At 62.8% G+C, this 25,655-nt stretch carries 25 protein-coding genes and 1 pseudogene; 9 read left to right on the top strand and 17 right to left on the bottom strand.

The window, feature by feature from the left end; genetic code table 11:
• Positions 1-157 precede the first annotated feature (157 nt).
• A complete protein-coding gene (locus DA373_RS13825; protein ID WP_107852895.1) occupies positions 158-349 on the top strand; it encodes a hypothetical protein in 192 nt (63 codons plus the stop codon).
• Between the two features lie 220 nt (positions 350-569).
• Here the strand turns inward: DA373_RS13825 and DA373_RS13820 are convergent, their stop codons facing one another.
• Complete coding sequence (locus tag DA373_RS13820) at positions 570-2,723, bottom strand: FAD-dependent oxidoreductase (RefSeq protein ID WP_107852894.1); 2,154 nt, start codon at positions 2,721-2,723, stop codon at positions 570-572.
• Between the two features lie 109 nt (positions 2,724-2,832).
• On the opposite strand from DA373_RS13820, the gene DA373_RS13815 reads away from it, so the two are divergent.
• The 6 genes from DA373_RS13815 to DA373_RS13790 all read left to right on the top strand — a co-directional run bounded on the left by DA373_RS13815 (position 2,833) and on the right by DA373_RS13790 (position 10,335).
• Positions 2,833-3,960, top strand: coding sequence for an efflux RND transporter periplasmic adaptor subunit (locus DA373_RS13815; RefSeq protein ID WP_107852893.1), 1,128 nt, complete (start codon positions 2,833-2,835; stop codon positions 3,958-3,960).
• The gene (locus tag DA373_RS13810; RefSeq protein ID WP_107852892.1) at positions 3,960-7,064 is read left to right on the top strand and encodes an efflux RND transporter permease subunit; all 3,105 of its coding nucleotides are present in this window, start codon (positions 3,960-3,962) and stop codon (positions 7,062-7,064) included. Before DA373_RS13815 ends, DA373_RS13810 begins: the two co-directional genes overlap by 1 nt.
• The gene (locus DA373_RS13805) at positions 7,061-7,939 is read left to right on the top strand and encodes a patatin-like phospholipase family protein (RefSeq protein WP_107852891.1); all 879 of its coding nucleotides are present in this window, start codon (positions 7,061-7,063) and stop codon (positions 7,937-7,939) included. Before DA373_RS13810 ends, DA373_RS13805 begins: the two co-directional genes overlap by 4 nt.
• Before the next feature lie 56 nt (positions 7,940-7,995).
• Entirely contained in the window at positions 7,996-9,414 is a 1,419-nt protein-coding gene (locus DA373_RS13800) for a sodium:solute symporter family transporter (RefSeq protein ID WP_107852890.1), read from the top strand.
• Positions 9,415-9,494: 80 nt separating this feature from the next.
• The gene (locus DA373_RS13795; protein ID WP_107852889.1) at positions 9,495-9,818 is read left to right on the top strand and encodes a cupin domain-containing protein; all 324 of its coding nucleotides are present in this window, start codon (positions 9,495-9,497) and stop codon (positions 9,816-9,818) included.
• 10 nt (positions 9,819-9,828) lie between these two features.
• Complete coding sequence (locus DA373_RS13790; RefSeq protein ID WP_232821280.1) at positions 9,829-10,335, top strand: GNAT family N-acetyltransferase; 507 nt, start codon at positions 9,829-9,831, stop codon at positions 10,333-10,335.
• Here DA373_RS13790 and DA373_RS13785 read toward each other — a convergent pair.
• Genes DA373_RS13785 through DA373_RS13765 form a run of 5 tightly spaced genes read right to left on the bottom strand, consistent with a single transcriptional unit; the run spans position 10,332 to position 14,293 of the window.
• Positions 10,332-10,790 carry a DUF3299 domain-containing protein gene (locus tag DA373_RS13785; RefSeq protein WP_198650320.1) on the bottom strand — a complete coding sequence of 153 codons (459 nt, stop codon included), beginning with the start codon at positions 10,788-10,790 and terminating at the stop codon, positions 10,332-10,334. The two genes, DA373_RS13790 and DA373_RS13785, sit on opposite strands and share 4 nt — an antisense overlap.
• 17 nt (positions 10,791-10,807) lie before the next feature.
• Positions 10,808-12,055: an ABC transporter permease gene (locus DA373_RS13780; RefSeq protein ID WP_107852886.1), complete on the bottom strand. Its 1,248-nt coding sequence runs from the start codon at positions 12,053-12,055 to the stop codon at positions 10,808-10,810.
• Complete coding sequence (locus DA373_RS13775) at positions 12,049-12,735, bottom strand: ABC transporter ATP-binding protein (RefSeq protein ID WP_107852885.1); 687 nt, start codon at positions 12,733-12,735, stop codon at positions 12,049-12,051. Before DA373_RS13775 ends, DA373_RS13780 begins: the two co-directional genes overlap by 7 nt.
• Before the next feature lies 1 nt (position 12,736).
• Complete coding sequence (locus DA373_RS13770) at positions 12,737-13,357, bottom strand: DUF2796 domain-containing protein (protein ID WP_107852884.1); 621 nt, start codon at positions 13,355-13,357, stop codon at positions 12,737-12,739.
• Between the two features lie 30 nt (positions 13,358-13,387).
• A complete protein-coding gene (locus tag DA373_RS13765; RefSeq protein ID WP_107852883.1) occupies positions 13,388-14,293 on the bottom strand; it encodes a LysR family transcriptional regulator in 906 nt (301 codons plus the stop codon).
• 93 nt (positions 14,294-14,386) lie between these two features.
• Between DA373_RS13765 and DA373_RS13760 the strand changes: the two genes are divergently transcribed.
• Positions 14,387-15,583, top strand: coding sequence for an MFS transporter (locus DA373_RS13760; protein WP_107852882.1), 1,197 nt, complete (start codon positions 14,387-14,389; stop codon positions 15,581-15,583).
• Positions 15,584-15,638: 55 nt separating this feature from the next.
• On the opposite strand, the gene DA373_RS13755 is transcribed toward DA373_RS13760, so the two are convergent.
• Complete coding sequence (locus DA373_RS13755; protein ID WP_107852881.1) at positions 15,639-16,166, bottom strand: VOC family protein; 528 nt, start codon at positions 16,164-16,166, stop codon at positions 15,639-15,641.
• 196 nt (positions 16,167-16,362) lie between these two features.
• On the opposite strand from DA373_RS13755, the gene cysB reads away from it, so the two are divergent.
• A complete protein-coding gene (gene cysB, locus DA373_RS13750) occupies positions 16,363-17,337 on the top strand; it encodes an HTH-type transcriptional regulator CysB (RefSeq protein WP_107852880.1) in 975 nt (324 codons plus the stop codon).
• A gap of 216 nt (positions 17,338-17,553) precedes the next feature.
• Here the strand turns inward: cysB and gloA are convergent, their stop codons facing one another.
• The 10 genes and pseudogenes from gloA to DA373_RS13700 all read right to left on the bottom strand — a co-directional run.
• Positions 17,554-17,961, bottom strand: coding sequence for a lactoylglutathione lyase (gene gloA, locus DA373_RS13745; RefSeq protein ID WP_107852909.1), 408 nt, complete (start codon positions 17,959-17,961; stop codon positions 17,554-17,556).
• Positions 17,962-17,994: 33 nt separating this feature from the next.
• Positions 17,995-18,639, bottom strand: coding sequence for an endonuclease III (gene nth, locus DA373_RS13740; protein WP_107852879.1), 645 nt, complete (start codon positions 18,637-18,639; stop codon positions 17,995-17,997).
• Complete coding sequence (locus tag DA373_RS13735) at positions 18,636-19,331, bottom strand: electron transport complex subunit E (RefSeq protein ID WP_107852878.1); 696 nt, start codon at positions 19,329-19,331, stop codon at positions 18,636-18,638. Before DA373_RS13735 ends, nth begins: the two co-directional genes overlap by 4 nt.
• Entirely contained in the window at positions 19,328-19,960 is a 633-nt protein-coding gene (rsxG, locus tag DA373_RS13730; protein WP_107852877.1) for an electron transport complex subunit RsxG, read from the bottom strand. The genes DA373_RS13735 and rsxG overlap by 4 nt, the downstream gene beginning before the upstream one ends.
• Positions 19,960-21,009 (bottom strand): electron transport complex subunit RsxD, encoded by a 1,050-nt coding sequence (rsxD, locus tag DA373_RS13725; protein WP_107852876.1) that lies wholly within the window; start codon positions 21,007-21,009, stop codon positions 19,960-19,962. The genes rsxG and rsxD overlap by 1 nt, the downstream gene beginning before the upstream one ends.
• Positions 21,009-23,333, bottom strand: a complete 2,325-nt coding sequence (rsxC, locus tag DA373_RS13720) for an electron transport complex subunit RsxC (RefSeq protein WP_107852875.1) — start codon at positions 23,331-23,333, stop codon at positions 21,009-21,011. The genes rsxD and rsxC overlap by 1 nt, the downstream gene beginning before the upstream one ends.
• A complete protein-coding gene (gene rsxB, locus DA373_RS13715) occupies positions 23,334-23,888 on the bottom strand; it encodes an electron transport complex subunit RsxB (protein WP_107852874.1) in 555 nt (184 codons plus the stop codon).
• Between the two features lies 1 nt (position 23,889).
• Entirely contained in the window at positions 23,890-24,471 is a 582-nt protein-coding gene (gene rsxA / locus DA373_RS13710; protein ID WP_107852908.1) for an electron transport complex subunit RsxA, read from the bottom strand.
• A 79-nt stretch (positions 24,472-24,550) separates the two neighbouring features.
• Positions 24,551-25,276: a sulfite exporter TauE/SafE family protein gene (locus DA373_RS13705; protein ID WP_107852873.1), complete on the bottom strand. Its 726-nt coding sequence runs from the start codon at positions 25,274-25,276 to the stop codon at positions 24,551-24,553.
• 261 nt (positions 25,277-25,537) lie between these two features.
• Positions 25,538-25,655, bottom strand: a pseudogene (locus DA373_RS13700) (IS5/IS1182 family transposase); the annotation flags it as partial.

The following is a 25,655-nucleotide window of genomic DNA, read 5'->3' as shown; positions in this document are numbered from 1 at the left end:
CCTTGGTTAACTGAAAACATTTTGGCAGAGAAAGCGTATTTCAGTGTAAGAACTGCCGGGGTGCCTGCGACCAATAATTAACCACTGCAGGGTATCAAGGCACTGGCTTGCGCCGTGCAGTCCGGTTGCCGAACCATGTTAAAAAAGGAGGCATACCATGAAAACCCTGATGTCACTGGCGCTGGCGGCACTGTTTTCCGTGGCCATGGTGCCCGCCCAGGCGGTAACGTCTGCACCCGATACGCCCATCGTCAGCAAAACCCTGTCCATGGGTGACGGTGTGGATAACAGGCGCTGCCAAATCATGAAAAAACGGGGCCTGGAGCAGCCCGGTTATTGCCGGCCGTAATCCAGGACAGGTCACAGGATACGGGCCGGGGCTTAATCCCCGGCCCGTTTTTGTGTGGTGCGCCAACCTGATTCATTATGCACACCCTGCAAGTTTGGGCCGCAGGCGCCGCTTTAGCCGGCGCAAACCAGCAGGCGACTGTGCATCCAAAGCCTGTTTCACAGGCTCTGCCGGCTAAAGCGGCAGCTACAAAAGAGCGATGGTTTAATGTTGGCTGGTATTAGCGGCCCAGCCGCCAGGCATGGTAGCGGGCTAGCCAGGCCAGCAGCCGCTTCGGGGCGTGGGCCCGTTTCCACTCGCCGGCGGCATACTTGTTGGCTTCCGCCAGAGTGGGATAGACGTGAATGGTGCCCAGTATTTTGTTGAGGCCCAGGTTGTGCTTCATGGCCAGCACATATTCCGCCAGCAGCTCGCCGGCGTGCTGGCCCACTATGGTCACACCCAGAATGCGATCCTTGCCCGGTTCGGTCAGCACCTTGATAAAGCCCTGTTCGGCACTGTCGGTAATGGCCCGGTCCAGCTCGTTCAGCTCAAAGCGGGTCACCTCAAAGGGCACCCCCTGTTTACCGGCTTCCTGTTCATTCAGGCCCACCCTGGCCACTTCCGGATCCACAAAGGTGCACCAGGGGATCACCCGGTAGTCCACCGCAAAGCGCCTGAATTGGCCGAACAGGGCGTTGACACTGGCATACCAGGCCATGTGGGCGGCGGTGTGGGTGAACTGGTAGGGGCCGGCCACGTCGCCGGCGGCATAAATATGGGGAAAGAGGGTTTCCAGGTAGTCATTGGTGTCGATGGTGCGTTCGGCGGGAATGCCAAGCTCCTGCAGGCCGTAGCCGGTCAGCCGGGCGCGGCGGCCCAAGGCCAGCAGCAGGGTGTCGGCGTCAATCTCAAGGGGCGTGTCGCCCTGTTGAGCATGCAGCCGCAGACCATCGCCGGTGCGCTCAACGCGCTCCACATCGCAGCCGGTCAGCACCCGCACGCCATCGGCGACAAGCGCACTTTTTACCCAGTCGCTCACCTCTGAATCTTCCTTGGGCATCAGCCGGGCATTGCGCTGCACCAGGGTAACCGCTGAGCCCAGCCGGGCAAAGGCCTGGGCCAGCTCGCAGCCGATGGGGCCGCCGCCCAGCACCAGCAGCCGGGCCGGCGGCGTGTCGCGTTCACTCATGGCTTGCCATAGGGTATCGCTGGTCAGGTAATCTACGTCATTGAGCCCCGGCAGGGGCGGCGCCAGCGGCTCGGCACCGGCGGCGATAATAATGCTGCGAGTGGTAAGCCGCTGAGTCTGTCCATCGGCCTGAGTGATCTCCACCGTCCAGGGATCCACCAGTCTGGCGTACCCCTTTATCACCTCCACACCAAGCTCGGTGTAGCGCGCCACACTGTCGTGAGGAGCCACCTTGTCGATAATGCGCTGCACCCGCGCCATCACCTGACGAAAGCTGAATTCAGGCTGGCCGGCCCTCAGGCCATAGCGGTCGGCGTGGCGCAGCTGGTGGGCGACGCGCGCACTTTTGATCAGCGCCTTGCTGGGTACGCAGCCGGTATTCAGGCAGTCGCCGCCCATCTCGCCCGCTTCAATCAATGTGACTTTGGCTTTTACCGCGGCGGCGATATAGGCGCTCACCAGGCCGGCGGCGCCGGCGCCGATGACAATCAGGTTGCGATCAAAACGGCTCGGTCGTGAGTAACCTGTGTAAACCCGGTGTCGCCGAATGCGTTGCAATACCCACCGGGCCAGCCAGGGGAACAGCCCCAGCAGGGCAAAGGATCCCAGCAGCATGGGGGAGAGAATGTCGCCCGGCTGCTCGATGGCGGCGAGCTGAGTGCCGGCATTCACATATACCAGGGTGCCGGGCAGCATGCCGAGCTGGCTGACCCAGTAAAAGGTGCGGGTGGCCAGGGGAGTCAGTCCCATCACCAGGTTGATCACAAAAAACGGAAACACCGGCACCAGCCGCAGGGTAAACAGATAAAAGGCGCCGTCTTTTTCAATGCCGCGGTTGATGGCCTGCAGCCGGTTGCCGAAGCGGCTTTGCACCTGCTCCCGCAACAGAAAGCGCGCCACCAGAAAGGCCAGGGTGGCGCCAAGGCTGGAAGCGAATGACACCAGCACCAGCCCCTCAATAATGCCGAACAGGGCGCCGGCGGCCAGGGTCATGATGGCGGCGCCGGGCAACGACAGGGCCGCCATCAGCACATAGAGCCCGAAAAAGCCGCCGGCCATCAGCCAGGGGGACCCGGCGCGCATCTCTGCAATGGCGGCCTGATGCTGCCTGAGGACGTCCAGGGTGAGCCAGCGATCCAGATCCAGAGTAAAAAACGCCAGTATCAGCAGGGCGATCAGCGCCAGCAGCAGGATTTTTTTCATGGTTGGGTTTCCTTGAGCCTGTTTGCCGTGCAGTCGGAGCAGGGAGCCGGATTCTTACGCCAGCCAGCTAGACTTGATATTAGTCGTTTGTTTTAACCGGGGAGGGAGCATGCGCTCACGCCTTGCCTGGGCGCTGGCCGGCCTGCTGGCACTGCTGCCCATTGCGGCGGTGCTGGTGCTGATCAAGCTCGCCCAGTTCGGTGCCATGGCCGAGGCCGCCGGGAACATGGTGATGCCGCCGGAGCGGGTCACCGCCATGGCGGTGCGCGAGCACCAGTGGCAGCCGCAGGTGGCGGCGGTAGGCACGGTCTCGGCGATACAGGGGGCCGTGCTGCGCACCGAGGCCGAAGGCGTGGTGACCGAGGTGGCCTTTGAAGCCGGCACCCGGGTGGAAGCGGGGGCCTTGCTGTTGCGCCTGAATACGGATCTGGAGCAGGCACAGCTGCAGGAGGCCAGGGCCGCCACGGCGCTGGCCCGGCTGTCACTCAACCGGGCCCGTGCCCTGCAGCAAAGCAGCAGTATCGCCCAGGGGGAGCTTGATGAAGTGACCAGTAACTATCAGCAGGCCAGGGCCCGGCAGCAGTTTATTGAAACCCTGATCGCCCGCAAAACCCTGCGCGCGCCCTTCAGCGGCTGGCTGGGTATTCGCCGCACCAGTCCGGGGCGGTTTCTGGAAAAGGGCAGCCCGGTAGTGTCATTGCAGGTACTTGACCCGGTGCAGGTGGACTTTTCGCTGCCCCAGCAGCAACTGGCCGGGCTGCGCCGGGGGCTGACGGTGACCGTGACCAGCGACGCCTGGCCCGGACGGACGTTTGCCGGCCGGGTGAACGCCTTTGATGCGGAGCTGGACGCCGCCACCCGCAGCGTACGGGTGCAGGCGGTGCTGGATAATGAAGACGGCAGCCTGCGGCCGGGCATGTTCGTGCCGGTGGCGCTGCGGCTGGGGAGCCGGCGCCCGTTGTTACTGGTGCCGCTCACGGCAGTGGCGCACGGCCCGGACGGCGATGCGGTGTTTCTGATTGAGCCCGGCGAAGTCGACGGCGTCCGGGTGCTGCGCCGCCAGCCGGTGCAACTGGGCCGGCGGCTGGGCGATTTTGTGGCGGTAAGTGAAGGGGTAAACGCCGGCGAGCAGGTGGTGTCTTCCGGCGTGTTCAAGCTGAGCCCGGGCATGCGGGTGGAAGTCGACAACCGGCTGGCGCCGGCGTTTTCCCTCAACCCGCAACCGGGCAACAGCTGATGCCCGCCTTTACCGACATGTTTGTGCGGCGCCCGGTGCTGGCGCTGGTGGTCAGCCTGCTTATCGTGATTGCCGGGGCCCAGGCCTGGTGGTCGCTCAGCGTGCGTCAATATCCCGAAAGCGAGAACGCCTCGGTGATCGTGGCCACCCCCTATGTGGGCGCCAGCGCCGAGGTGGTGCGCGGCTTTGTCACCACCGCCATTGAAGGGGCCATCGCATCCGCCGACGGCATCGATTATGTGGAGTCAAAAAGCCTGCTGGGCCTGTCACTGGTGACCGCCCGGCTCAAGCTCAACTACCCGCCTACCCAGGCGCTGGCCGACATTACCGCCAAGGTCAACGAGGTACGCAACCAGCTGCCCGCCGAGGCCGAGGTGCCCGCCATCAGCGTGCAGTCGGCGGACTCCGAGTTTGCCGCCGCCTACCTGAGCTTTTCTTCAGAGCGGCTGTCCCAGAGCGAGATCACTGATTATCTGGTGCGTATGGTGCAACCCAGGCTGGCAGCCCTGCCCGGGGTGCAGCGGGCCGAGATCTTCGGCGCCCGCACCTTTGCCATGCGGGTATGGCTGCAGCCCGAACGGCTGGCGGCGCTGGGCATCAGCCCTGCCGAGGTGAGCCAGGCGCTGGCCGCCAATAATTTTCTGTCGGCGGTGGGCAGCACCAAGGGGGCGCTGGTGCAGGTGTATCTTACCGCCAATACCGATCTGCACAGTGCCGAGCAATTCCGCCGGCTGGTGGTGCGGCGTCAGGACGATATCCTGGTCCGTCTGGAAGACGTGGCCGAGGTGGAGCTGGGGGCGGAGGACTATGACACCGAGGTCAGCTTCAACGGTCAGACCGCGGTGTTTATGGGGATCTTTCCGCTGCCCAACACCAATGTCATCGAGGTGATCGCCGGGGTGCGGGCCGATCTTGGCAAACTCAGGGCGGATCTGCCCGAGGGGCTGGCGGCGGAGATAGGCTACGACGCCTCGGAATACGTGGACAACGCCATTCGCGAGGTGGTCGGCACCCTGATGGAAACCCTGCTGATCGTGGTGGGGGTCATCTTCCTGTTTCTCGGCTCCTGGCGCTCGGTGCTGGTGCCGGTGGTGGCCATTCCGGTGTCGCTGATCGGCGCCGTGTTTCTGATGCAGCTGGCCGGCTTCACCCTCAACCTGCTCACCCTGCTGGCCATCGTGTTGTCGGTGGGGCTGGTGGTGGACGACGCCATCGTTATGGTGGAAAACGTGGAGCGGCACCTGCGGGAAGGGCGCACCCCAAAGGAGGCGGCGCTGATCGGCGCCCGGGAATTGATGGGTCCGGTGATCGCCATGACCATGACCCTGGCGGCGGTGTACATTCCCATCGGTCTGCAGGGCGGGCTGACCGGCTCCTTGTTCCGGGAGTTTGCCCTGACCCTGGCCGGGGCGGTGATCATCTCCGGGGTGGTGGCGCTGACCCTGTCGCCCACCATGAGTGCGGCCCTGCTGAAGAGCGCCGAGCGCGAGGAGCGAGGGCTCACCGGCCGGGTCAATCACGCCTTTGACCGGCTGCGGCTGGCCTATGGCCGCTGGCTGGCACGGGTGCTGGCCCGGCGCACGGCGGTGTATGTGCTCTGGGGCGGTCTGGGCCTGCTGGTGGTGCCCATGTATCTGTTTTCTCCCCGGGAGCTGGCGCCGCTGGAAGATCAGGGTTTTATGTTCGGCATTATCAACAACGCCGCCAACGCCTCGGCGGATCAAAAGGTGCACTTTGGCCGGGCGGCCGAGCGGGTGTTTCTGGAAGCGCCGGAGCGGGCGCTGACCTTTCAGATTTTGCTGTCGCCGTCGGATCCCTTTGCCGCCGCCCTGGGGGTGGGTGGCTTCAGCGGCATGGTGGTCAAGCCCTGGGATCAGCGTACGCGCAGCATTCGCGAGCTGGTGCCGGAAATTCAGCAGGGCATGAACGCCATTCCCGGGCTGCAGGTGTTTGTGGCCCAGCCGCCGGCCCTGCCCGGGGGCAGCAACTTTCCGGTGGAGTTTGTGATCACCTCCACCGACGAGCCCGCCGACATGCTGCCCTGGGCTCAGAGACTGCAGCAGGCGGCGATGGAAAGCGGGCTGTTTTACTTTCCGCCGGAGATCGATCTGAAAATCGATCAGCCCCAGACCGAGATCCTGCTCGACTACCAGAAGCTGGCGGCGCTGGGACTGACCCAGCGCCAGGTGGGTCTGGATCTGGGGGCGGCGCTGGGGGGCAACTACGTCAACCGGTTCAATATCGATGGTCGCGCCTACAAGGTGATCCCCCAGCTGGTGCGTGACGGGCGGCTCAACCCGGAGCAGCTGGGGGATATTTACCTGCGTGGACCGGAAGATCGGCTGGTGCCCCTGTCGGCCATCGCCACCCTGGAAAACAGCACGGTGCCGCGCTCCCTTAACCGCTTTCAGCAGCTTAACGCCATCAAGCTGTCGGGCATGACCGGCCGGCTGGATGAAGGCCTGGCGGTGCTGGAAACCACGGCGCAACAGGTGCTGCCGGCGGATTACAGCATCAACTACACCGGTGAATCGCGCCAGCTGCGCACCGAGGGAGGCAAGTTTCTGCCGGCGCTGGGGCTGGCCATCGTGATGATTTTTCTGGTGCTGGCGGTGCAGTTCAATTCCTTTCGTGACCCGCTGGTGATCCTGCTGGGCTCGGTGCCCCTGGCCATGTTTGGCGCGCTGATCTTCACGGTGCTGAAAATGCCCAATCCGGATCTGCCGTTCTGGACCGATGGCTGGACCACCACCCTGAACATCTATGCTCAGGTAGGGCTGGTCACCCTGGTGGGGCTGGTGGCCAAGAACGGCATTCTGATCGTGGAGTTCGCCAACAGCCTGCAGCGTCAGGGGCAGAACAAGGCCGAGGCCATTGAACAGGCGGCCATGACCCGGCTGCGGCCGGTGCTGATGACGTCGGCCGCCACCGTGGCGGGGCATTTTCCGCTGATACTGGTAGACGGCCCGGGGGCGGCGGCGCGCAACTCCATTGGTCTGGTGCTGGTAGGCGGCATGGCCATCGGCACCTTTTTCACCCTGTTTGTGGTGCCCTCGCTTTACCTGTTGCTGGCACGCCGGCATGGCCGGGAGGAAACAATATGAGCGAACACGCACGGAGCCGAACCGCCCTGGTACTGGCCGGCGGCGGCAGCCTGGGGGCGGTGCAGGTGGGCATGCTGCAGGCCCTGCTGGAGCACGGCTTTCACGCTGACATGGTGGTGGGGGCCTCGGTAGGAGCCATTAACGGCGCTTATTTCGCCGCCCGGCCCCACCGGCGCGGGGTGGAGGAGCTGGCGGATATCTGGCTGTCGCTGCGCAGCGAAGACGTGTTCCCCATTCATACCTTCAGTGCGCTCAAATCCTTGCTGCTGGGACAGAACCACCTGGTGCAGGCGGATGCGCTGGGACACCTGCTCGAGCGCCGGCTGCCGGTCAGCCGCATAGAAGACACCGCCCTGCCGCTGCACATAGTGGCCACCGAGCTGCTTACCGGACAGGAAACCGTGCTCTCAAGTGGCCCGCTGCTTGAGGCCCTGCTGGCCAGCGCCGCCATTCCACTGGTGTATCCGCACCGGGAAATCGCGGGCAAGGCGCTGGTGGACGGCAGCGTGGCCAGCAATACCCCCATCGCCAGCGCCGTTGGTCTGGGCGCCGAGCGGCTGCTGGTGCTGCCCACCGGCTTTGGCTGCGCCTGCCCGGCGGTGCCGGCCACCATGGCGTCACTGGCGCTGCATACCCTTAACCTGCTCAGCATGTGGCAGCTGGTGCGCGATGTGGAGCACTACCAGCATCAGGCCGACATTCATGTGGTGGCGCCCCTGTGCCCCCAGGCGGTGTCGGTGTTTGATTTTTCCGTCACCGCCGGCCTGCTGCGCCGGGCCCGCTGCCACACCCAGCGCTGGCTCAGGGAAGGGGGCATGAGCCACCGGGGCGTGCCCGAGAGCCTGCGGCCCCATCATCATGGTGGTGCCATGTAATAACCGCGGGTGGGTGCACGACAGCAAAGTGTGGAAACCAAGACAAGGAGACAGTCATGATTGAATTTCCCGTAATCGCCCTGATGGTGATGCTGGCCGGCGTGGGCCTGCTGAGTCTGATGCTGGCCCCCAGGGTGCGCACCGCCGAAGGCTTTTTTGCCGGGCAGAACGAGCAGGGCGGGGCACCGGGGCTGCTGACCCTGGTGTTTTCCCAGGTCACCACCTGGATCTTTGCCCGTTCCCTGCTTAACGCCGCCATTCTCGGCTATTTCTACGGCATTGCCGGGGCCCTGGCCTACAGCGCCTATTACGGCTCTTTTCTCACCGGCTGGCTGATCGTCGACCGGCTGCGTTACCGCCATGGCGCCCACAATATTCAGGGCTTTATTGCCGCGCGCTTTGGCCGGGTGGGCGTGGGCTGTTACAACCTGCTCATTTCCCTGCGGCTGCTCAGTGAGGTGTTCGCCAACCTGCTGGTGGTGGGCATGGTGTTCGGCGTGGCCGGCAGCCAGGGGCACACCGTGGCCATGGTGGCGGTGGCCGGCCTGACTCTGCTCTATTCCATGAGCGGCGGGCTGCGCGCCTCGCTGCGTACCGATGTGCTGCAAATGGGGCTGCTGCTGGTGCTGATCGTGCTGCTGGGCCTGCAGGCGCTTATGCACCCGCTGTTCAGCTGGCTGGCGGTGCTGGCCAGCAGCCCGGAATGGACCAGCCCGGGCTGGATTTTGCTGGTGGTGGCGCTGCTGCAGGTGCTGAGCTATCCGCTGCACGATCCGGTGATGATGGACCGGGGCTTTCTCGCCGACCGTAGCACTACCCGGCGCAGCTTTGTGCATGCCTTCTGGCTGTCGGCCCTGCTGATCCTGGCCTTTGGTCTGCTGGGGGTCTTCGCCGGCCTGCAAGCCATGGAAGGGGAGGAATTGCTGCCCGCCCTGCAGCGTTTATTGGGTACTCACGCCATGCTGTTGCTGGGGCTGGCGCTGGTGATCTCGGCCGCTTCCACCCTGGACTCCACTCTGGCCAGCGCCGCCAAACTGATGGTGATGGACATGGGGCTGGGCCGGCCCACCGCCGGCAGCGGCCGGCTGGCCATGGCCGGTTTCGCTCTGGGTGGCCTGGTGCTGGTGTTTACCGGCAGCCAGGATCTGTTTGACGCGGTGGCGGTGAGCGGCACCGCCTCGCTGGCGCTGACGCCGCTGATCCTGTTCTGCATTCTGGGCGGGCGCGAGGTGGCGCGCTGGAGCTTTGTGCTGACCTTTGCGTCGGCGGTGGCCGGCGCCGTGCTCTATTTTCTGGAAAAAGGCGGCCATGTCAGCCTGATAGGCCCGCTGTTTGGCGTGGAGCACAGCTATGCCAAACTGCTGGTGATCACCCTGCTGATCCTGGCCGCCGGTCTGCTGAGCTTTTTTCTGGGACTCAAGCCCCGCGCACCCGTGTTCCACACGGCGGGGAATTCCCAAGATCCCAACACCTGATCTGTCGGGGCGGTCGATCTCTTTGGCGCGGGCTGCCCTGTTCGGTTACCCTGCGGGACTCAGATGCAAGGAGTTCCACCATGGCCAACCTGTTTCATTCACTGCCCACGGATCTGACCGAAGAGCGGTTTGACCAGCTGCTGAACACCCCCGGTGTGCGTATTGAGCGCATTGTATCCCGCGGGCACACGTCACCCGCCGAAGGCTGGTACGATCAGGCCGAAGACGAATGGGTGCTGGTGCTCACCGGCAGTGGCACCCTGGAATTTGAGGATGGCCGCCGGCAGACGCTGGTGCCCGGCGATCATCTTTATATACCCGCTCACCAGAAACACCGCGTCTGTCATACCGCCGCCGATGAGGCCACCATCTGGCTGGCGGTGTTTTTTCCCGCCGGACAGTAAGGAGTCACCCGTGCAGCCAGTGCAACAGCCCTTCATTACCATTACACCTATTACTTCCCAGCATGATGCCGCCATTTGCCGGATTATTCGCACAGTGGGCGCCGAATTCGGCGCCGTGGGCGAGGGGTTCGGCCCCGGCGATGCAGAAGTGCAGCACATGAGCCGGCATTACACCCCTGAGCGCAACAGCCGCTATCTGGTGGCGGAGCTGAACGGTCGAGTGGTGGGTGGCGCCGGCCTGGCGCCCCTGGGAAACACCCCGGATATCTGCGAGCTGAAAAAACTGTTCTTGCTGCCCGAGGCCCGGGGCCACGGCATTGGCCGGCGGCTAGCCGTGGCCTGTCTGGACTTTGCCCGGGAGCGGGGGTTTTCGTCCTGTTATCTCGACACCCTGAGCAGCATGACCGACGCCATTGGCCTTTATGAACGGTTGGGCTTTCGCCGCCTCAGTGAACCTCTGATGGACTCGGAGCACGGCGGCTGTGATGTATGGATGCTTAAAACGCTCACCAATTAAAGGTCATACGGCTCCACCGAGACCCCTTCCAGCGAATAGGCGGCGTCGGCAATGTCGTTGCTGGCGCTTACCGTACTCAGGGTGCCGGCCACCCAGACTGCGTCCCAGAGGTCATCCACTTTGGCGCCCTTGGGGTAGTTGACGTACACAATCTGGTTGGTGGGCGGCGGCGGCACATGAATGCAGGCGCCGAAATAGGGCACCAGAAAGAACTGGGTGATGGTTTCACTGTCGCCTTCCAGCGGCACTACAAAGCCGGGCAGGCGCACTTTTTTGCCATTGAGGGCGGGCACCACCTTGCCTATTGGCTGGGCGGGAATGGCGAATTCGTCCTCGTGATCCACCTCGGGAAAGGGCGGTGGGTTGAGCTGCTCTTCCAGCGGGATCAAATCGTCCCACTCGGTCAGCTGATAGTCATCGGCCAGGGCGGGGCCGGCCAGCAGCGCCAGCCCCATCAGTGCGTGTGTCAGTTTCACTGTTTAATACTCATTCCATCGTTAAGGGAGTAGCGAAAGGCCTGGGCCGCCGGCAACAGGCCGGTGATGATACCCGCCAGCCAGATAAATCCGAGCAGTCGCCATTCTTCCGGGCCGGGCAGGCCCGGTGTCAGCAGCAGCCCGTAGTGGGCCTGCAACAGGGGCGCTGCCGTCAGCAGTATGCCGTAGAGTAACAACAGTCCCAGTCCCATGCCAAGCAGGGTGAGCAGGGCCGCCTCCAGGGTGAGCAGGGCAAACAGGTGCCGGGGGCCGGCACCCAGAGCACGCAGAATGGCCAGCTCCCGGCGCCGGGCCGAGAGCCCGGCCAGCAGGGTGGTGAGCATGCCCAGCAGGCCGGCCACCACCACAAACAGGGCAATAAAGGCAATGGCCTGCTCCGCCAGGCTCATCATGCTCCACAACTCGTGCAGGGCGGCGCCGGGCAGAATGGCCGACAGCGGCTCGGCCCGGTAGTTGTTGATGCTGCGTTGCAGGCCAAAGGCCAGCACTCGGTTTTCCAGCCCCACCAGAAAGGCGGTGATGGCCTCGGGCTCAAGGCTGGCCTGGCGGGCCTCGTCCGGGGTCAGTTTTTGCGTCTGCCGACCGCTTTGCCAGCCCAGGTGAGTGGCTTCCAGCCCATCCAGGCGAATATGCACGGTTCTGTCCACCGGGGTGCCGGTGGGGGCCAGAATACCCACCAGGGTAAAGGGCAGATTGTCATGCAGGCTGAACGAGGTGTTGCCGGCGCCGTGGGCGATAACCAGTTTGTCCTGAAGCCGGTAGCCGAGCCGGCGTGCCACCTCGGCGCCGATCACCGCCTCAAAGGTGCCGGCAAAGGGACGGCCTTCGGCAAACGTCAGAGCCTGCTGCCGGCCATAGGCGTAATGGCGAAAATAGTCTTCACTGGTGCCCAGCACCCGGTACCCCTGGTGGGAATCGCCCAGCGACAGCGGCACCGTCCAGGCCACGCCCTTTTGCTGGCGAATGCGCTGGTAGGATTCCCAGCTGATGTTGTTGGTGGGGTTGCCGATGCGAAACACCGAATACAACAGCAGGTTGATTTGCCCGGAGCGGGCGCCCACGATCAGATCGGTGCCTGAAATGGTGCGGGCAAAGCTGTCTTTCAGCTCGGTGCGCACCTTGTTGACCCCCACCAGCAACACCACGCTGATGGCAATGGCCAGCACCGTCAGGCTGGCAGTCAGGCGACGCGCCCACAAACTTTTAAAGGCCAGACTCAGCATGAGCTTGCTCCGTTCAGTGCACTGAGGGATTCCACCCGGGAAAACAGCGGCTCCAGCCCGGTATCGTGGCTCACAAACACCAGGCCGCTGCCCTGGTGGTCGCATTCGGCAAACAGCAACTGCATAAAGGCGGCGCGGCTGTCGGCGTCCAGCGCCGAGGTGGGCTCGTCGGCGATGACCAGCTCGGGCCGGCCAATCAGCGCCCGGGCGGCGGCCACCCGCTGCTGCTGACCAATGCTGAGCTGGTGCACCGGCTGCTGCCACAGGCGCTCGGGCAGTTGCAGGGCGGCGAGCAGGCGTTTGGCTTCCTGCTCGGCGGAGTCGCTTAGCCGGCGGCGCTTGTGTCGTGAAAAGGTGAGCGCGGCGGTGACGTTTTCCGTTACCGACAGAAAGGGCAGCAGGTTGAACTGCTGAAAGATATAGCCCAGGTGATCGGCGCGGAACCGGTCCCGTTTGCGGGCCGGCAGGGCGCCCAGATCCTGTCCCAGAATATGCAGCGCCCCCCGTGGGGCCGCATGAATGCCTGCCAGCAGGCCGAGCAGGGTGCTCTTGCCGCTGCCGCTCGGGCCCTTGATAAAGAGCCGCTCGCCGGGGGCCAGGGTCAGCTCGCCGATGCTGAGCAGGGCGGGCTGGCCGGGCCAGGCGAATTGCAGGTTGTGAATGGCGATAAGCGGGGTCATGTTACCAGCCAGCCCGGGGTTGGTCCGGGGTCAGGGTGGCCGCTATCTGGCCGGTGGGCAGAATGCCCTGCAGCTCGACACGGGTAAAGCTCGGGAACTGCTCAAACAGGGTTACCTCAATGCCGTTGAGCGCTTCGGGCTCGCTGCACTGGTAATGGTAACGAACGCTGATGTCCTTGTGGCCATACTCGCCGTGAGGCTCATGATCGTGTTTGTCATCATGGTGATGGCCGTGCTTATCATCGTGATGGTCATGGTCGTCATCATCGTGATGATTGGCATGTTCGTCCTGGTGATGCTCATCGTCATGGTGCTCGTCGCCGTTGGCATGGGCGGCCCCGGTCAGGGTACAGCCGGCGGCGCGTGTCAGGTGAAACAGGGCTGCGCCGTCGAGGGTCTTTTCCAGAGCGTGAGCGTATGCACTCTGCTCTTCGTGGGTCTCCGGATTATGTTCAAAACCCACAATGTCGGCGGCGGGAGAAAACAGCTCCAGCACCAGCTGGTTACCGTTCTGAGCCAGGTTCAGCTGGCCAAAGCCGTGCTCGTGCACGCCCAGCTGGGTGTTGGCGGCCAAGGTGAAGGGCAGCAGGGAGATGGCCAGGGCCATGGGCTTAAGAGTCATTTGATTCTCCATTATGGAACATTTGTTATGTTATAACGAATGTTTGCCATGACTGTAAAGGTGCGCGGGCTGCTCGCGTATAAAGTCGATAAAGGCCTGTTCGGCCCGGGACAGATGCCGCCCGGCGGGCCAGGCCAGGCAGAGATCCAGAAAGTAGGGCGTTTCAAAGGAGATGGGCACCAGATCGTCATCATTGTTCACCACCATGCGCAAAAAAGTGGTGATGGCAAAGCCCTGTTTCACCACCGCCTTGAGCAGGGGGATCAGATTGCTCTCAAAACCGATACGCGGCTGAATATTTCGCAGCCGGGCCATGGCGTCAATGTATTCCCGGTGATAAAAGCCGTGGCGGAACACCGCCAGCTCCTCGGCCAGAAAGTCGTCAAGGCGAATGTGAGACTGATGGGCAAAGGGATGATCCGGTGCCACTACCGCCACCATTTCTTCCCGCAGCAGGGGCAGGCTGCACAGACCGGCGGGCAGGTCGGAAGTCAGCACTATGCCAAGCCCGAGCCGGCCTGCCAGCAGCTCTGCCTGCACGCTCTGAGTACCGGCTTCTTCAATACGCAGGCTCAGCCCCGGGTAGCGGTGTTTGAACGCCATCAGCAAGGGCGGAAAGTAAAACGAGCCCAGCATGCTGGGAATGCCAATGGTCACTTCACCGGCATTGACGTCGTGCAGCGCGGCCATGTCCTGCTCGGCCAGCGCCAGCGCGGCCAGAATGCGCTCGGCGTGCTCATGCAGCCGTTTGCCTTCGGTGGTCAGGTGCAGTCGCCCGTGATGGCGTTCAAACAGGGTCAGCCCAAGCTGGTGTTCCAGCTTTTTGAGGGTCATGGTCACCGCCGGCTGGGCCAGGTGTAACTGCTCGGCGGCCCGGGTAATGTTGCCGGTGTGGGCCACAGCAACAAACTGGCGCAGCCAGCGTGGATCAATCATAAATTAACCTTATAAAATCGATAATTTATATATATTTAAATTATTCTTGTGAAGGGCGTAAGGTCAAGGCAGGAATCGCCCTGGAGCCTTGTCATGACCGAACTGAATACTGCCCACTGGTGGCGGGCCACTCTGGCTCTGGCGCTGGGCTCGCTGCTGGTATTCGTCAACCTCTATGTGGCCCAGCCGCTGCTGCCTTGGCTGGCGCAGGATTTTGCGTTGTCGGCACTGGGTGCCGGTTGGGTGCTGTCGGCGGCCACCCTGGGATTGGCGGCGGGCCTGTTATTCTGGGCGCGCATGGCGGACAGGGTGGGACGCCGGCGCGTGATGCTGGGCACTCTGCTGGTGGCCCTGCTGTTGGGGGTGAGCCTGGCCTGGGCGCCGGGGTTTGTCAGTCTGGTGTTGTTGCGTGGTCTGCAGGGCTTTTTTCTGGCGGGCCTGCCGGCCACGGCGGTGGCCTATATGGGAGAGGAATTTACCCCGAGGGCCTTGATCACCAGCATTGGTATATACATTGCCGCCAATTCCCTCGGGGGCATTGCGGGCCGGGTGTTTGGCGGGCTGGTGGCCGATCTGGCCGGGCACTGGCAGACCAGCTTTCTGGTGCTGAGCGGCATCAGCCTGTTGCTGTGGGGCCTGCTGCCCCGGCTGCTGCCCGAGTCCCGTTGCTTTGTGCCGGCACAGAAAGGGCAGGGCGGCACTGCCCTGCTGGCCCATGTGCGTAATCCCTTGCTGTGGCCTGTGTATCTGGTGGGCGGGCTCAATTTTATGGTGTTTCTCAATCAGTATACCTATGTGGCCTTTTACCTGTCGGCACCGCCCGTCGCCCTGGCGCCAGCGGCCCTGGGGCTGCTGTTTCTGACCTACCTGACCGGCACCCTGGCGTCCGGCGTGAGCGGCATGCTGGCGCGTCGTTTTGGTTTGTGTAATACCCTGCTGGCGGCCATCGGCATTATGGCCCTGGGCAGCCTGGGGCTGCTCAGTGAACGGCTGCCGGTGATCATGGCGTCGCTGCTGATAGACAGCTTTGCTTTCTTTCTGGCCCATGCCTGTGCCAGCAGCTGGGTAGGGCGCAGTGTCACGCAACACCGGGCGCTGGCGTCATCGCTTTATCTGGTGTTTTACTACGCCGGCGCCAGCCTGGGCGGATTTTATCTTTATCCCTTCTGGCAGGCGGCGGGCCTGCCCGGTGTGAGTCTGGGCATGATCCTGGTGATGGCGGTGACCGGCGCCCTTGCCTGGCGGCTGCGGGGCCATGAGCGTCGGGAAATGGTGTGCACGCTGCCGTAGGCTGGAATGAGTAGCAGCCGCCTTCGTGTTGGGATTCGCTTCGCTCATCGCCAACCTACATCGAAAAATACCCCTCCGGCACCGGCACTACAGCACTTTCGGCAATTTCTTCGGCAATGGTGTCGGCCAGTGTCCGGCAGTGAAACTTCACCTGCAAGGGGGGCAGGGAAAGAGTGAGCTCATCGGGCAGCCCCTTTTGCTCAAAGGGTACGTGCGGATAGCGCTCAAGCAGGGCGGTAAGGCTGGGCACCACTATCTCTCCGTGCTCCAGCCCGCGGTGGTGGGTTTTGCCGGGCTTGGGTGCGGCCAGCTCCAGGCAGGGCACGGGGCCAAAGGGGCTGGCCAGGGGCCGGTGCAGGGCCCAGGTGATAATGGGCCGGCCGCCGATCATGCCTTCCACCAGCACCTTGCCGTGAGTTGCCAGCCGGTCTTTCAGCATCAAGTATTCTTTATTACTGCTGGCGCGGTAGCAGAGGTGATCCATGGGCCCGAGGGTGACGGGCAAGCCATGTTCGGCCATGGCACTGGCCAGGCGGTTAAAAAAAGCACTGGTGTCGCCCAGCAGGGCATGAAGTGAAGACATGGGGCGTGAAGTCATGATGTGTGAGTGAGCCCGAATGTTAACCCATTCAGAAAAGGCTGGCTAACGCGCAGGGTTAATAATCGGTGATGTTTCAGGCTGTTAGCATCATATTAAAGTGCCCGAACGGCACCATTGCAGAGGATCTTTTGCCAAGGTCTGATAGTATTTACACAAGTCACCATGAAACTGGATCACCATGAAACTTCAGCAGTTGCGTTACATCGTCGAAGTGGCCAACCACAATCTCAATGTTTCGGCCACCGCCGAGAGCCTTTATACCTCGCAGCCCGGCATCAGCAAGCAGGTGCGCATGCTGGAAGACGAGTTGGGCATTCAGGTATTTGAACGCAGCGGCAAGCACCTCACCCAGATCACCCCGGCCGGGCGTGACATTATTCGCATTGCCGGCGAGATCCTCGGCAAGGTGGAAAGCATCAAGGCGGTGGCCAGTCAGCATACCCACCCGGATCAGGGTTCGCTCAATATTTCCACCACCCATACCCAGGCCCGTTACGCCCTGCCCGAGGTGATTAAGGGTTTTATTGCGCGCTATCCCAAGGTATCGCTGCACATGCATCAGGGCACGCCGGTGCAGATCAGCGAGTCGGTGTCGAAGGGATCCTCCGACTTTGCCATCGCCACCGAGGCCATGCATCTGTATCAGGACTTGATCATGCTGCCCTGTTACCACTGGAACCGCTGTATTCTGGTGCCAAGGGATCATCCGCTGGCTGCCATCAGCCAGCCCAGCATTGCCGACATTGCCGGTTTTCCGCTGGTGACCTATGTGTTCGGCTTTACCGGCCGCTCCCAGCTCGACGTGGCCTTTAACCGGGCCGGTTACGAGCCGCGGGTGGTGTTTACCGCCACCGACGCCGATGTGATCAAGACCTATGTGCGCCTGGGGATTGGCATTGGCGTGCTTGCCAGCATGGCGGTGGATCCGAAGGAAGACAGCGATCTGGTAGCCATCGACGCCGGCCACCTGTTTGCCCCCAGCACCACCAAAATCGGTTTTCGCAAGGGCACCTTTCTGCGCAGCTACATGTACGACTTTATGGAGCGCTTCGCCCCCCACCTGACCCGGGAGCGGGTCGACAAGGCCATTACCCTGAAATCTCCCGACGACATCGAAAAGCTGTTTGAGGACGTAGAGCTGCCCATGCGCTGAACCCCTTCGGGGAGCTGTAAGCGGTCAGAAGTAGGTTGTGATGAGCGTAGCGAATCGCAACACGAAGGCGGCTGTGACATGTTGGAATTCGCTGCGCTCATTGCCAACCTACAGCCCTCGGAGGCCGGAATGACAACAAAAAGGCCTGCAGGCACGGCATTGTGCCTGCAGGCCCTTCGTTCGGCTTAAAGCTGACAGCTTAAAGCTTACGGCTGGTTATTGTCCGAGTCCCTTGCCGGCGTCCTTTTTGGCGATCAGCTCAATCTTGTAGCCATCGGGATCTTCCACAAAGGCGATGACGGTGGTGCCGCCTTTTACCGGGCCCGGCTCGCGGGTCACCTTGCCGCCGGCGGCGCGAATTTGCTCGCACATACCGTAGATGTCTTCCGCTTCAATGGCGATATGGCCGTAGGCGTTGCCCAGATCGTAGCTCTCGGTGCCCCAGTTATAGGTCAGCTCCAGTACCGCTTCGTCTTTCTCGTCGCCGTAGCCCACAAAGGCCAGGGTGTATTCATATTCGGTGTTTTCGCTGGTGCGCAGCAGTTTCATGCCCATGATGTCGGTGTAAAAGGCGATGGACTTGTCCAGGTTACCCACTCGCAGCATGGTGTGCAGAATTCGCATGGTCATTGCTCCCGTTGTTGTGTGTTGGCGCGGTTATTCACCGGCCGGGTACTGCTTGTCTTTAAATTCGCACAAATCCTCAATCACGCAGGCGCCACAGCGGGGCTTGCGCGCGGTGCACACATAGCGTCCGTGCAGAATAAACCAGTGGTGCACATCGAGCTTGAACTCGGCGGGCACCCATCTCAGCAGCTTTTGCTCCACTTCGTCCACGTTCTTGCCGGGGGCGAATCTGGTGCGGTTGGCCAGCCGGAAAATATGGGTGTCCACGGCAATGGTGGGCCAGCCAAAGGCGGTGTTGAGCACCACATTGGCGGTTTTGCGGCCCACGCCGGGCAGGGCCTCCAGGGCCTCGCGGTTTTCCGGCACCTCGCCGCCGTGTTTGTCCAGCAGTATGGCACAGGTCTTGATGACGTTTTCGGCCTTGGAATTGAACAGGCCGATGGTCTTGATGTGCTCTTTCACCCCGTCCACACCCAGGGCCAGCATGGCCGCCGGAGTGGGGCCGGCGGCAAACAGCCCAATGGTGGCCTTGTTTACGCTCACATCGGTGGCCTGGGCCGAAAGCAGCACCGCAATCAGCAGTTCAAAGGGGTTGTTGAAGTTGAGCTCGGTGGTCGGGTGCGGGTTTTCCGCCCGCAGCCGTTCCAGAATTTGCCGGCGTTTATCCATGTTCATAGTGAGGTTACTCGTGCTCGGGTGACTTCGGCTTTGGGGGCGGGGGCCCGGCGGGCCGCCAGCCGGCCGTCGAGCCAGTTTTTGGCGGCGATCAGCAGGCCCAGACCAATAAAGGCGCCCGGCGGCAGAATGGCCAGCAAAAAGCCGTTGTCCAGGTGCAGCACGTCCATGCGCAGGCCGGCGGCCCAGTCGCCCAGCAGCAGCTCGGCGCCGTCAAACAGGGTGCCCATGCCCAGCAGCTCGCGCAGACCGCCCAGCACCAGCAGCACGGCGGTAAAGCCCAGGCCCATCATAAGGCCGTCCAGCGCCGCCAGAGACGCACTGTTCTTCGAGGCAAAGGCCTCGGCCCGGCCGATGATCACGCAGTTGGTGACGATCAGCGGAATAAAAATGCCCAGCGACTGATACAGGCCATAGGTAAAGGCGTTCATCAGCAACTGCACACAGGTCACCAGGCTGGCGATAATCATCACATAGATGGGAATGCGCACCTCGCTCGGCACCCACTGGCGTACCAGTGACACGCTGAGGTTGGAGCCCACCAGCACCAGCAGGGTGGCAATGCCCAGCCCCAGGGCGTTGGTCAGGGTATTGGTCACCGCCAGCACCGGGCACAGCCCGAGGATCTGCACCAGCGCCGGGTTGTTGCCCCAAAGACCCTGGCGAATAATGTCTTTGTGTTGCTCGTTCATAAGCTTTCTCCGCAGCTCGGCGCCTCGCTCAGCAGGCCGGGTTGTTCATTCACCATCAGCAGCACTCTGCGCACCGCGCCCACCACGGCTCTGGGGGTAATGGTGGCGCCGGTAAAGGCGTCGAACTGGCCGCCGTCGTTACGCACCGCCCAGCGAGGATCTTCGGCGCCGTTCAGTTGCTGGCCGTCAAAGTCGAGCAGCCAGTCTGATTTTTTCAGTTCAATCTTGTCGCCCAGGCCCGGGGTTTCGTTGTGGTTGAGCACCCGTACACCGGAGAGGCTGCCGTTGGCATTTACGCCCACCACCAGCTTGATTTCACCACTGTAACCATCGGGGGCAATGGCCTCAATGGCGTGGCCCTGCACCTCGCCGCCCTTGACGGCGGTAAATACCGGCAGCGGGGAGGCGCTGCCCAGATATTGCGGGCTTTCCACCAGCGCGCAATGTTCATACAGGGGCTCGTCGTGAGTATGATCCGGCAGCAGCTCGTTCAGCACCGCCAGCAGCTGGGCCTGCTCCTGCTCGATAATGGTGCTGCGGGTCAGGCTGTTGGTTACCGCCACCAGGGCGGTACACACCAGGGCGAAGGCGGCCAGCACCAGGCCGTTTTTGCGCATTGTGTCCAGCATCAGCGACGGGCTCCGTAGGTGGCGGGTTTGGTCAGGCTGTCGATCATCGGCACCGTCAGGTTGGCCAGCAGCACCGCAAAGGCGATGGCGTCGGGGTAGCCGCCAAAGGTGCGGATCAGATACACCAGCAGGCCGATCAGGGCGCCGTAGATCAGCCGGCCTCTGAAGGTGGTGGACGCCGACACCGGATCCGTGGCGATAAAGAAGGCCCCCAGCATGGTGGCGCCGGAAAACAGCTGCATCAGCGGACCGGCGGTGGTGTCGGGGGAGATCATAAAGCCCAGCAGGCTCAGCACCGCCAGGGTTCCCAGTATGGCCACCGGAATGGGCCAGCTGATGAGCTTGAGTCGCAGCAGGGCCAGACCACCGGCCAGATAGGCCAGGTTAACCCACTGCCAGCCAATGCCGGCCAGACCGCCAAAAATGGGCTGCTGCAGCATCTCGCCGGCGGTGTGCCCCTGGGTAAAGCCGGTTTTCAGGGTATCTAATGGAGTGGCCATGGTGGTGCCGTCCGCCAGTTCACGGAGCTGATGGGGGCTGAAGCCGTCCAGGGTAAAGCCGGTGAAAATGGCCGACAGGCTGTCGGCCAGCCCCGGCGGATATTGCTGCAGCTCCAGCGGCGGCAGCCAGCTGGTCATGGGCAGCGGAAACGACACCAGCAGCAGCACATAGGCCACCATGGCCGGGTTGAAGATGTTCTGGCCCAGGCCGCCATAAAGCTGTTTGGCGATAATAATGCCAAAGGCGGTGCCGATCACCACCAGCCACCAGGGCGCCAGCGGCGGAATGGCAATGCCAATCAGCAGGGCGGTGAGCAGTGCCGAGTTGTCACGCAATATGCCCAGGGGGCGTTGGCGCAGCTTCAGCACCAGGCCCTCGGCGGCGTAGGCGGTGAGCACGGCGAGGGCAATCTGCACCAGGCTGCCCCAGCCAAAGAACCACCATTGCACGGCAATGCCCGGCAGCAGGCAGTAGCAAACCCGGCGCATCAGCACATTGGTGCTGAGGGGGGCGTGATCATGGGGTGAACTGCTGATATGAAAACCCATTAGGACTTGTCTTCCGGTTCTGATTGGTTGGAGGCCGCGGCGCGGCGGGCCTTGGCTTTGGCCACGGCGGCGCGAATGGCGGCCTTTTTATCGTCGTCGGCGCTGGTCGTCGGTTCGGCGACGGGCTCAGCCTGTTCGGCTTCCTTTGCGGCCTTGCGGGCCTTGGCGCGGGCGACGGCAGCCGCCACCGCGGCCTTTTTATCGTCCGCCGGCTTTTCTGCCGGCGTGGCGGCTGGTGCAGACTCGTTCTGCGCTGCAGCCTGAGCCGCCTTGCGGGCCTTGGCGCGGGCGATGGCGGCGGCCACGGCGGCTTTCTTGTCGTCCGCCGGGGTTTCCGGCCCGGCGGCGGGCACGGTTGCCGGTTCATTCTGCTCCGCAGCCTGAGCCGCCTTGCGGGCCTTGGCCCGGGCGATGGCAGCGGCCACCGCGGCTTTTTTATCGTCCGCTGGCTTTTCGGCCGGGGCTTCCGCCGGCGTGGTGGCTGGCGTAGCGTCGTTTTGCTCCGCAGCCTGAGCGGCTTTGCGGGCCTTGGCCCGGGCAACGGCGGCAGCCACTGCTGACTTTTTATCGTCGGCAGACTGCTCCGCCGATGCTGCCTCGTTGCCGGTCTCGGCCTGAGCGGCCTTGCGGGCCTTGGCGCGGGCCACGGCAGCGGCTACCGCATCTTTTTTATCATCGCCTGCCGGTGCCGCACCGGCAGCCGCTTCGGCAGCCTTGCGTTCCCGGTTGCGGCGGGCCTCTTCCTTGCGGGCGGCGCGGGCGGCGGCCATGTCGTCGGCGTCTTCCGCCTGCTGGCGGGCCTTGACCCGGGCCAGGGCCGCAGCCACGGGATCTTCCCCGCCGGCGGCCACCTGTTCGGCCATGCGCGCCTTGCGCTCGGCGGCGGCTTTTTGCTGGCGCTCCTGACGTTCGAGTTTCTCCCGCTCCAGCCGGGCCTGGCGGGCTTCAAAGCGTTTTTTGGCGTGCTCGGCCAGCTCCGCTTCCCGCTGGGCCTGGCGAATGTCGGCCTTGGCCACCCGGTAATACTGCACCAGAGGGATCTGGCTGGGGCACACCCAGGCGCAGGCGCCGCACTCGATGCAGTCAAACAGGTTGTGGCTGTTGAGCTTGTCGTGCTCATTGGCCCGGGCATGCCAGTACAGCTGCTGGGGCAGCAGGCTGGCGGGGCAGGCGTCGGCGCACTGGCTGCAGCGAATGCAGGGCTGCTCTTCTACCGGCGGCGACAGCTCATCCAGCGCCGGCGCCAGCACACAGTTGCTGCCCTTGATCACCGGGGCGGCGGCGGTGTGCAGGGTAAAGCCCATCATGGGGCCGCCCATGATCACTCTGGGCTCGGGACCGGGGGTAAAACCAAAGCGTTTCAGCAGGTAGCGCACCGGGGTGCCAATGCGTACCCAGGCGTTGCATTTTTCCGCAAAGCACTCGCCGGCAATGGTCACCACCCGCTGGATCAGCGGCTCGTCGTCTACCACAGCGCGCTTTACCGCAAAGGCGGTGCCCACGTTCTGCACCACTATGCCAATGTCGGCGGGCAGGCCGTTGTGGGGCACCTGCTGGCCGGTAATGATTTCGATCAGCTGCTTTTCACCGCCGGACGGGTATTTGGTGGGCACGGGCACCACCAGCACGTTCTCGCTGGTGTTGGCCTCACGCAGGGAGGCCAGGGCCTCGGGCTTGTTGTCTTCCACCGCGATCACGGTGAGTCCGGGCTGCACAATCTGGCGCAGAATGGCCACACCGGACAGGATCTCACCGGCGTGCTCGCGCATCAGCCGGTCGTCGGCGCTGATATAGGGCTCGCACTCCACGCCGTTGATGATCAGGGTCTCAATGGCTTTTTTGCGCGGGCGCAGCTTGATATGCGAGGGAAAGCCGGCGCCGCCCAGGCCGGTGATGCCGGCCTCGTGAATACGCTCCAGCAGCACATCGGTGCCGAGCGCCTCAAGGTCGGTCATGGGAAAGCGCGGGCGCCATTCATCCCGGCCGTCGGGAGCCAGAATAATGCATTCGCCGTCCAGGCCGGACGGATGGCACAGGGGGCGCTGTTCAATGGCGGTAATGGTGCCCGAGGTAGGGGCATGCACCGGAATCATCATGGGGTTGTCGGCGTCGGTCAGGCGCTCGCCCTTCAGTACCCGATCCCCCACCTTGACCCGCAGCCGGGCGGGCTGGCCGATATGCTGGCGAATTTGCAACACCAGCTCCTCGGGCAGGCCGGCGTCCACAATGGGGTTAAGGTTGGCCGGCGCCTTGCGCTCGGGCGGATGAATGCCGCCATGAAAGTCGTGCAGTTTGCCTGCCTGAAGATTTGCTAACAGCGACATTTAATTCACCTGCTTGATGGCAATGGGCTCAAGCTGCCATTTCCAGTTGTCGGGAGTGACCTTCACCGGCACCATTTCAATGCAGTCGGTGGGGCAGGGATCCACACAGAGATCGCAGCCGGTGCACTCACTGACAATCACGGTGTGCAGCGCCTTGGTGGAGCCGACAATGGCGTCTACCGGGCAGGCCTGAATGCACTTGGTGCAGCCGATGCACATGTCCTCGTGAATAAAGGCGACCTTTTTTACCGGCTCGGCGGCTTCCTCGCCCATGGGCTGGGGCTCGACCCCCATGAGATCGGCCATTTTGCGCATGGTGGCGTCGCCGCCGGGCACGCACTTGTTGATGTCGTCGCCGTTGGCCACGGCCTCGGCGTAGGGACGGCAGCCGGGATAGCCGCACTGGCCGCACTGGGTTTGCGGCAGCAGCTCGTCGAGCTGCTCAACAATGGGATCCGACTCCACTCTGAAACGCACGGCGGCAAAGCCGAGCATCAGCCCGAAGATCAGTGCCAGCAGCGCCAGCACGATAATGGCAATAAGAATCTGTGTCATCTCAGAACCTGACCAGTCCGGTGAAGCCCATAAAGGCCAGTGACATCAGGCCGGCGGTGATCATCGCCAGGGCCGGACCGCGAAAGGGGACGGGCACATCGGCGCCGGCCAGGCGCTCGCGCATGGCGGCAAATAGCACCAGCACCAGGGAAAAGCCCAGCGCCGCACCAAATCCGTACACCAGGCTCTGCATAAAGTTGTGCTGCTCGTTGATATTGAGCAGGGCCACGCCCAGCACGGCGCAGTTGGTGGTGATCAGCGGCAGAAAGATGCCCAGCAGGCGATAGAGCGCCGGGCTGGTTTTGTGCACCACCATCTCGGTGAACTGCACCACCACGGCGATCACCAGAATAAACGACAGGGTGCGCAGATAGAGCAGGTCCAGCGGCATCAGTATGTACTGGTTCACCAGATAGGAGCAGGCAGCGGCCAGGGTCAGCACAAAGGTGGTGGCCAGCCCCATGCCAATGGCGGTTTCCAGTTTTCCCGACACCCCCATAAACGGGCACAGGCCCAAAAACTTCACCAGAACGAAGTTGTTGACCAGTACGGTGCCGACAAACAGCAGCAGGTATTCAGACATGATCACTCGGCAATCCAGAAAGACGGCCGTTATTATCGGACTTTATGCCTCGTTTAACAATGCCACGGTTTGCGGGGGATTAGTTCAAGGTATTGATTAACATACCGATAACCGCAAGGGTACAGAGCGACAGCGAGCCGTAGTGCATAACGGGGCGCGACACCAGGTGCAGGGTGTGTGCCGCCAGCCAGTTGCCCAGCAGAGCAGCAACGGCCAGTGGCAGGGCCATCAGCAGGTGCTCCTGGGTAAGAAAACCGCCGGTGGCCAGGGCGCCCACCGACATCAGGGTGGACACCACGAAAAAGCCCGCCAGGTTGGCGCGAATGCGGTGCATGTCGGAGCCGTGCATCACCAGCACCATGGGTGGCCCGCCAATGGTGGTGCTGGTACCCATCACGCCGGAGAGAAACCCGCCCAGGGCCATATTGGCTTTGGTCATGGGCAGGGTGATATTTTTCAGGCGCACCAGCACGCCCAGCATGATGGTGATGGCGATCAGCACCGCCAGCCACTTTATTGGCAGCACCACCAGCAGCCACACACCCACGGCACTGCCGGGAATGCGCGCCAGCAGCGCCGGGGCCAGCAGGTTGAGCTCCAGCCCCTTGCGAAAACGCCAGCCGTTCACCAGGCACATGATCAGCAGGGCGACCATCAGCGGGCCGGGCACCAGCTCCGGGTCGAGATAAAACAGAATGGGCGCGGCCACCACTGCCATGCCAAAACCGATGGCGGTTTGCACATAGGCGCCGCTAAAGCAGGCCAGGGCGGCCAGCACAAGAGTGAGAGTGTCCACTTGGGTCATGTTTGGCTCGGTAAAATAAGGGCGAAAATGGCATTATGGCCGTTGCCCGTAACAAGAAGAAGCCCAACCGGCCCTGGTCTTATCAATAATGTGGGCTGGCACCAATTAAGCTGTAAGGAGTGGTAGGTTGTGATGAGCGAAGCGAATCCCAACAATTCAGCAGTCGACTTCGTGTTGGAATTCGCTTCGCTCATTCGCAACCTACTCAAGGACTTGTACACGTAATCGTCTGCAGAAGGGATTCCGGCTCTGAGAACCTGTTTACGATCTCCGTAATAGCAAAACCAAAAATGCCAAGTGGATGAACTGCAAGCTCGTATTGAGCTTGCGCTCGCAGTTCTTCCACAGCCTCCGACACTTCTCCAGCCAAGCAAATGAG

The organism is Oceanimonas marisflavi, from assembly GCF_003049725.1.
In the GTDB taxonomy this organism is placed as follows: domain Bacteria; phylum Pseudomonadota; class Gammaproteobacteria; order Enterobacterales; family Aeromonadaceae; genus Oceanimonas; species Oceanimonas marisflavi.
This window is presented reverse-complemented; position numbering and strand designations above follow the sequence as displayed.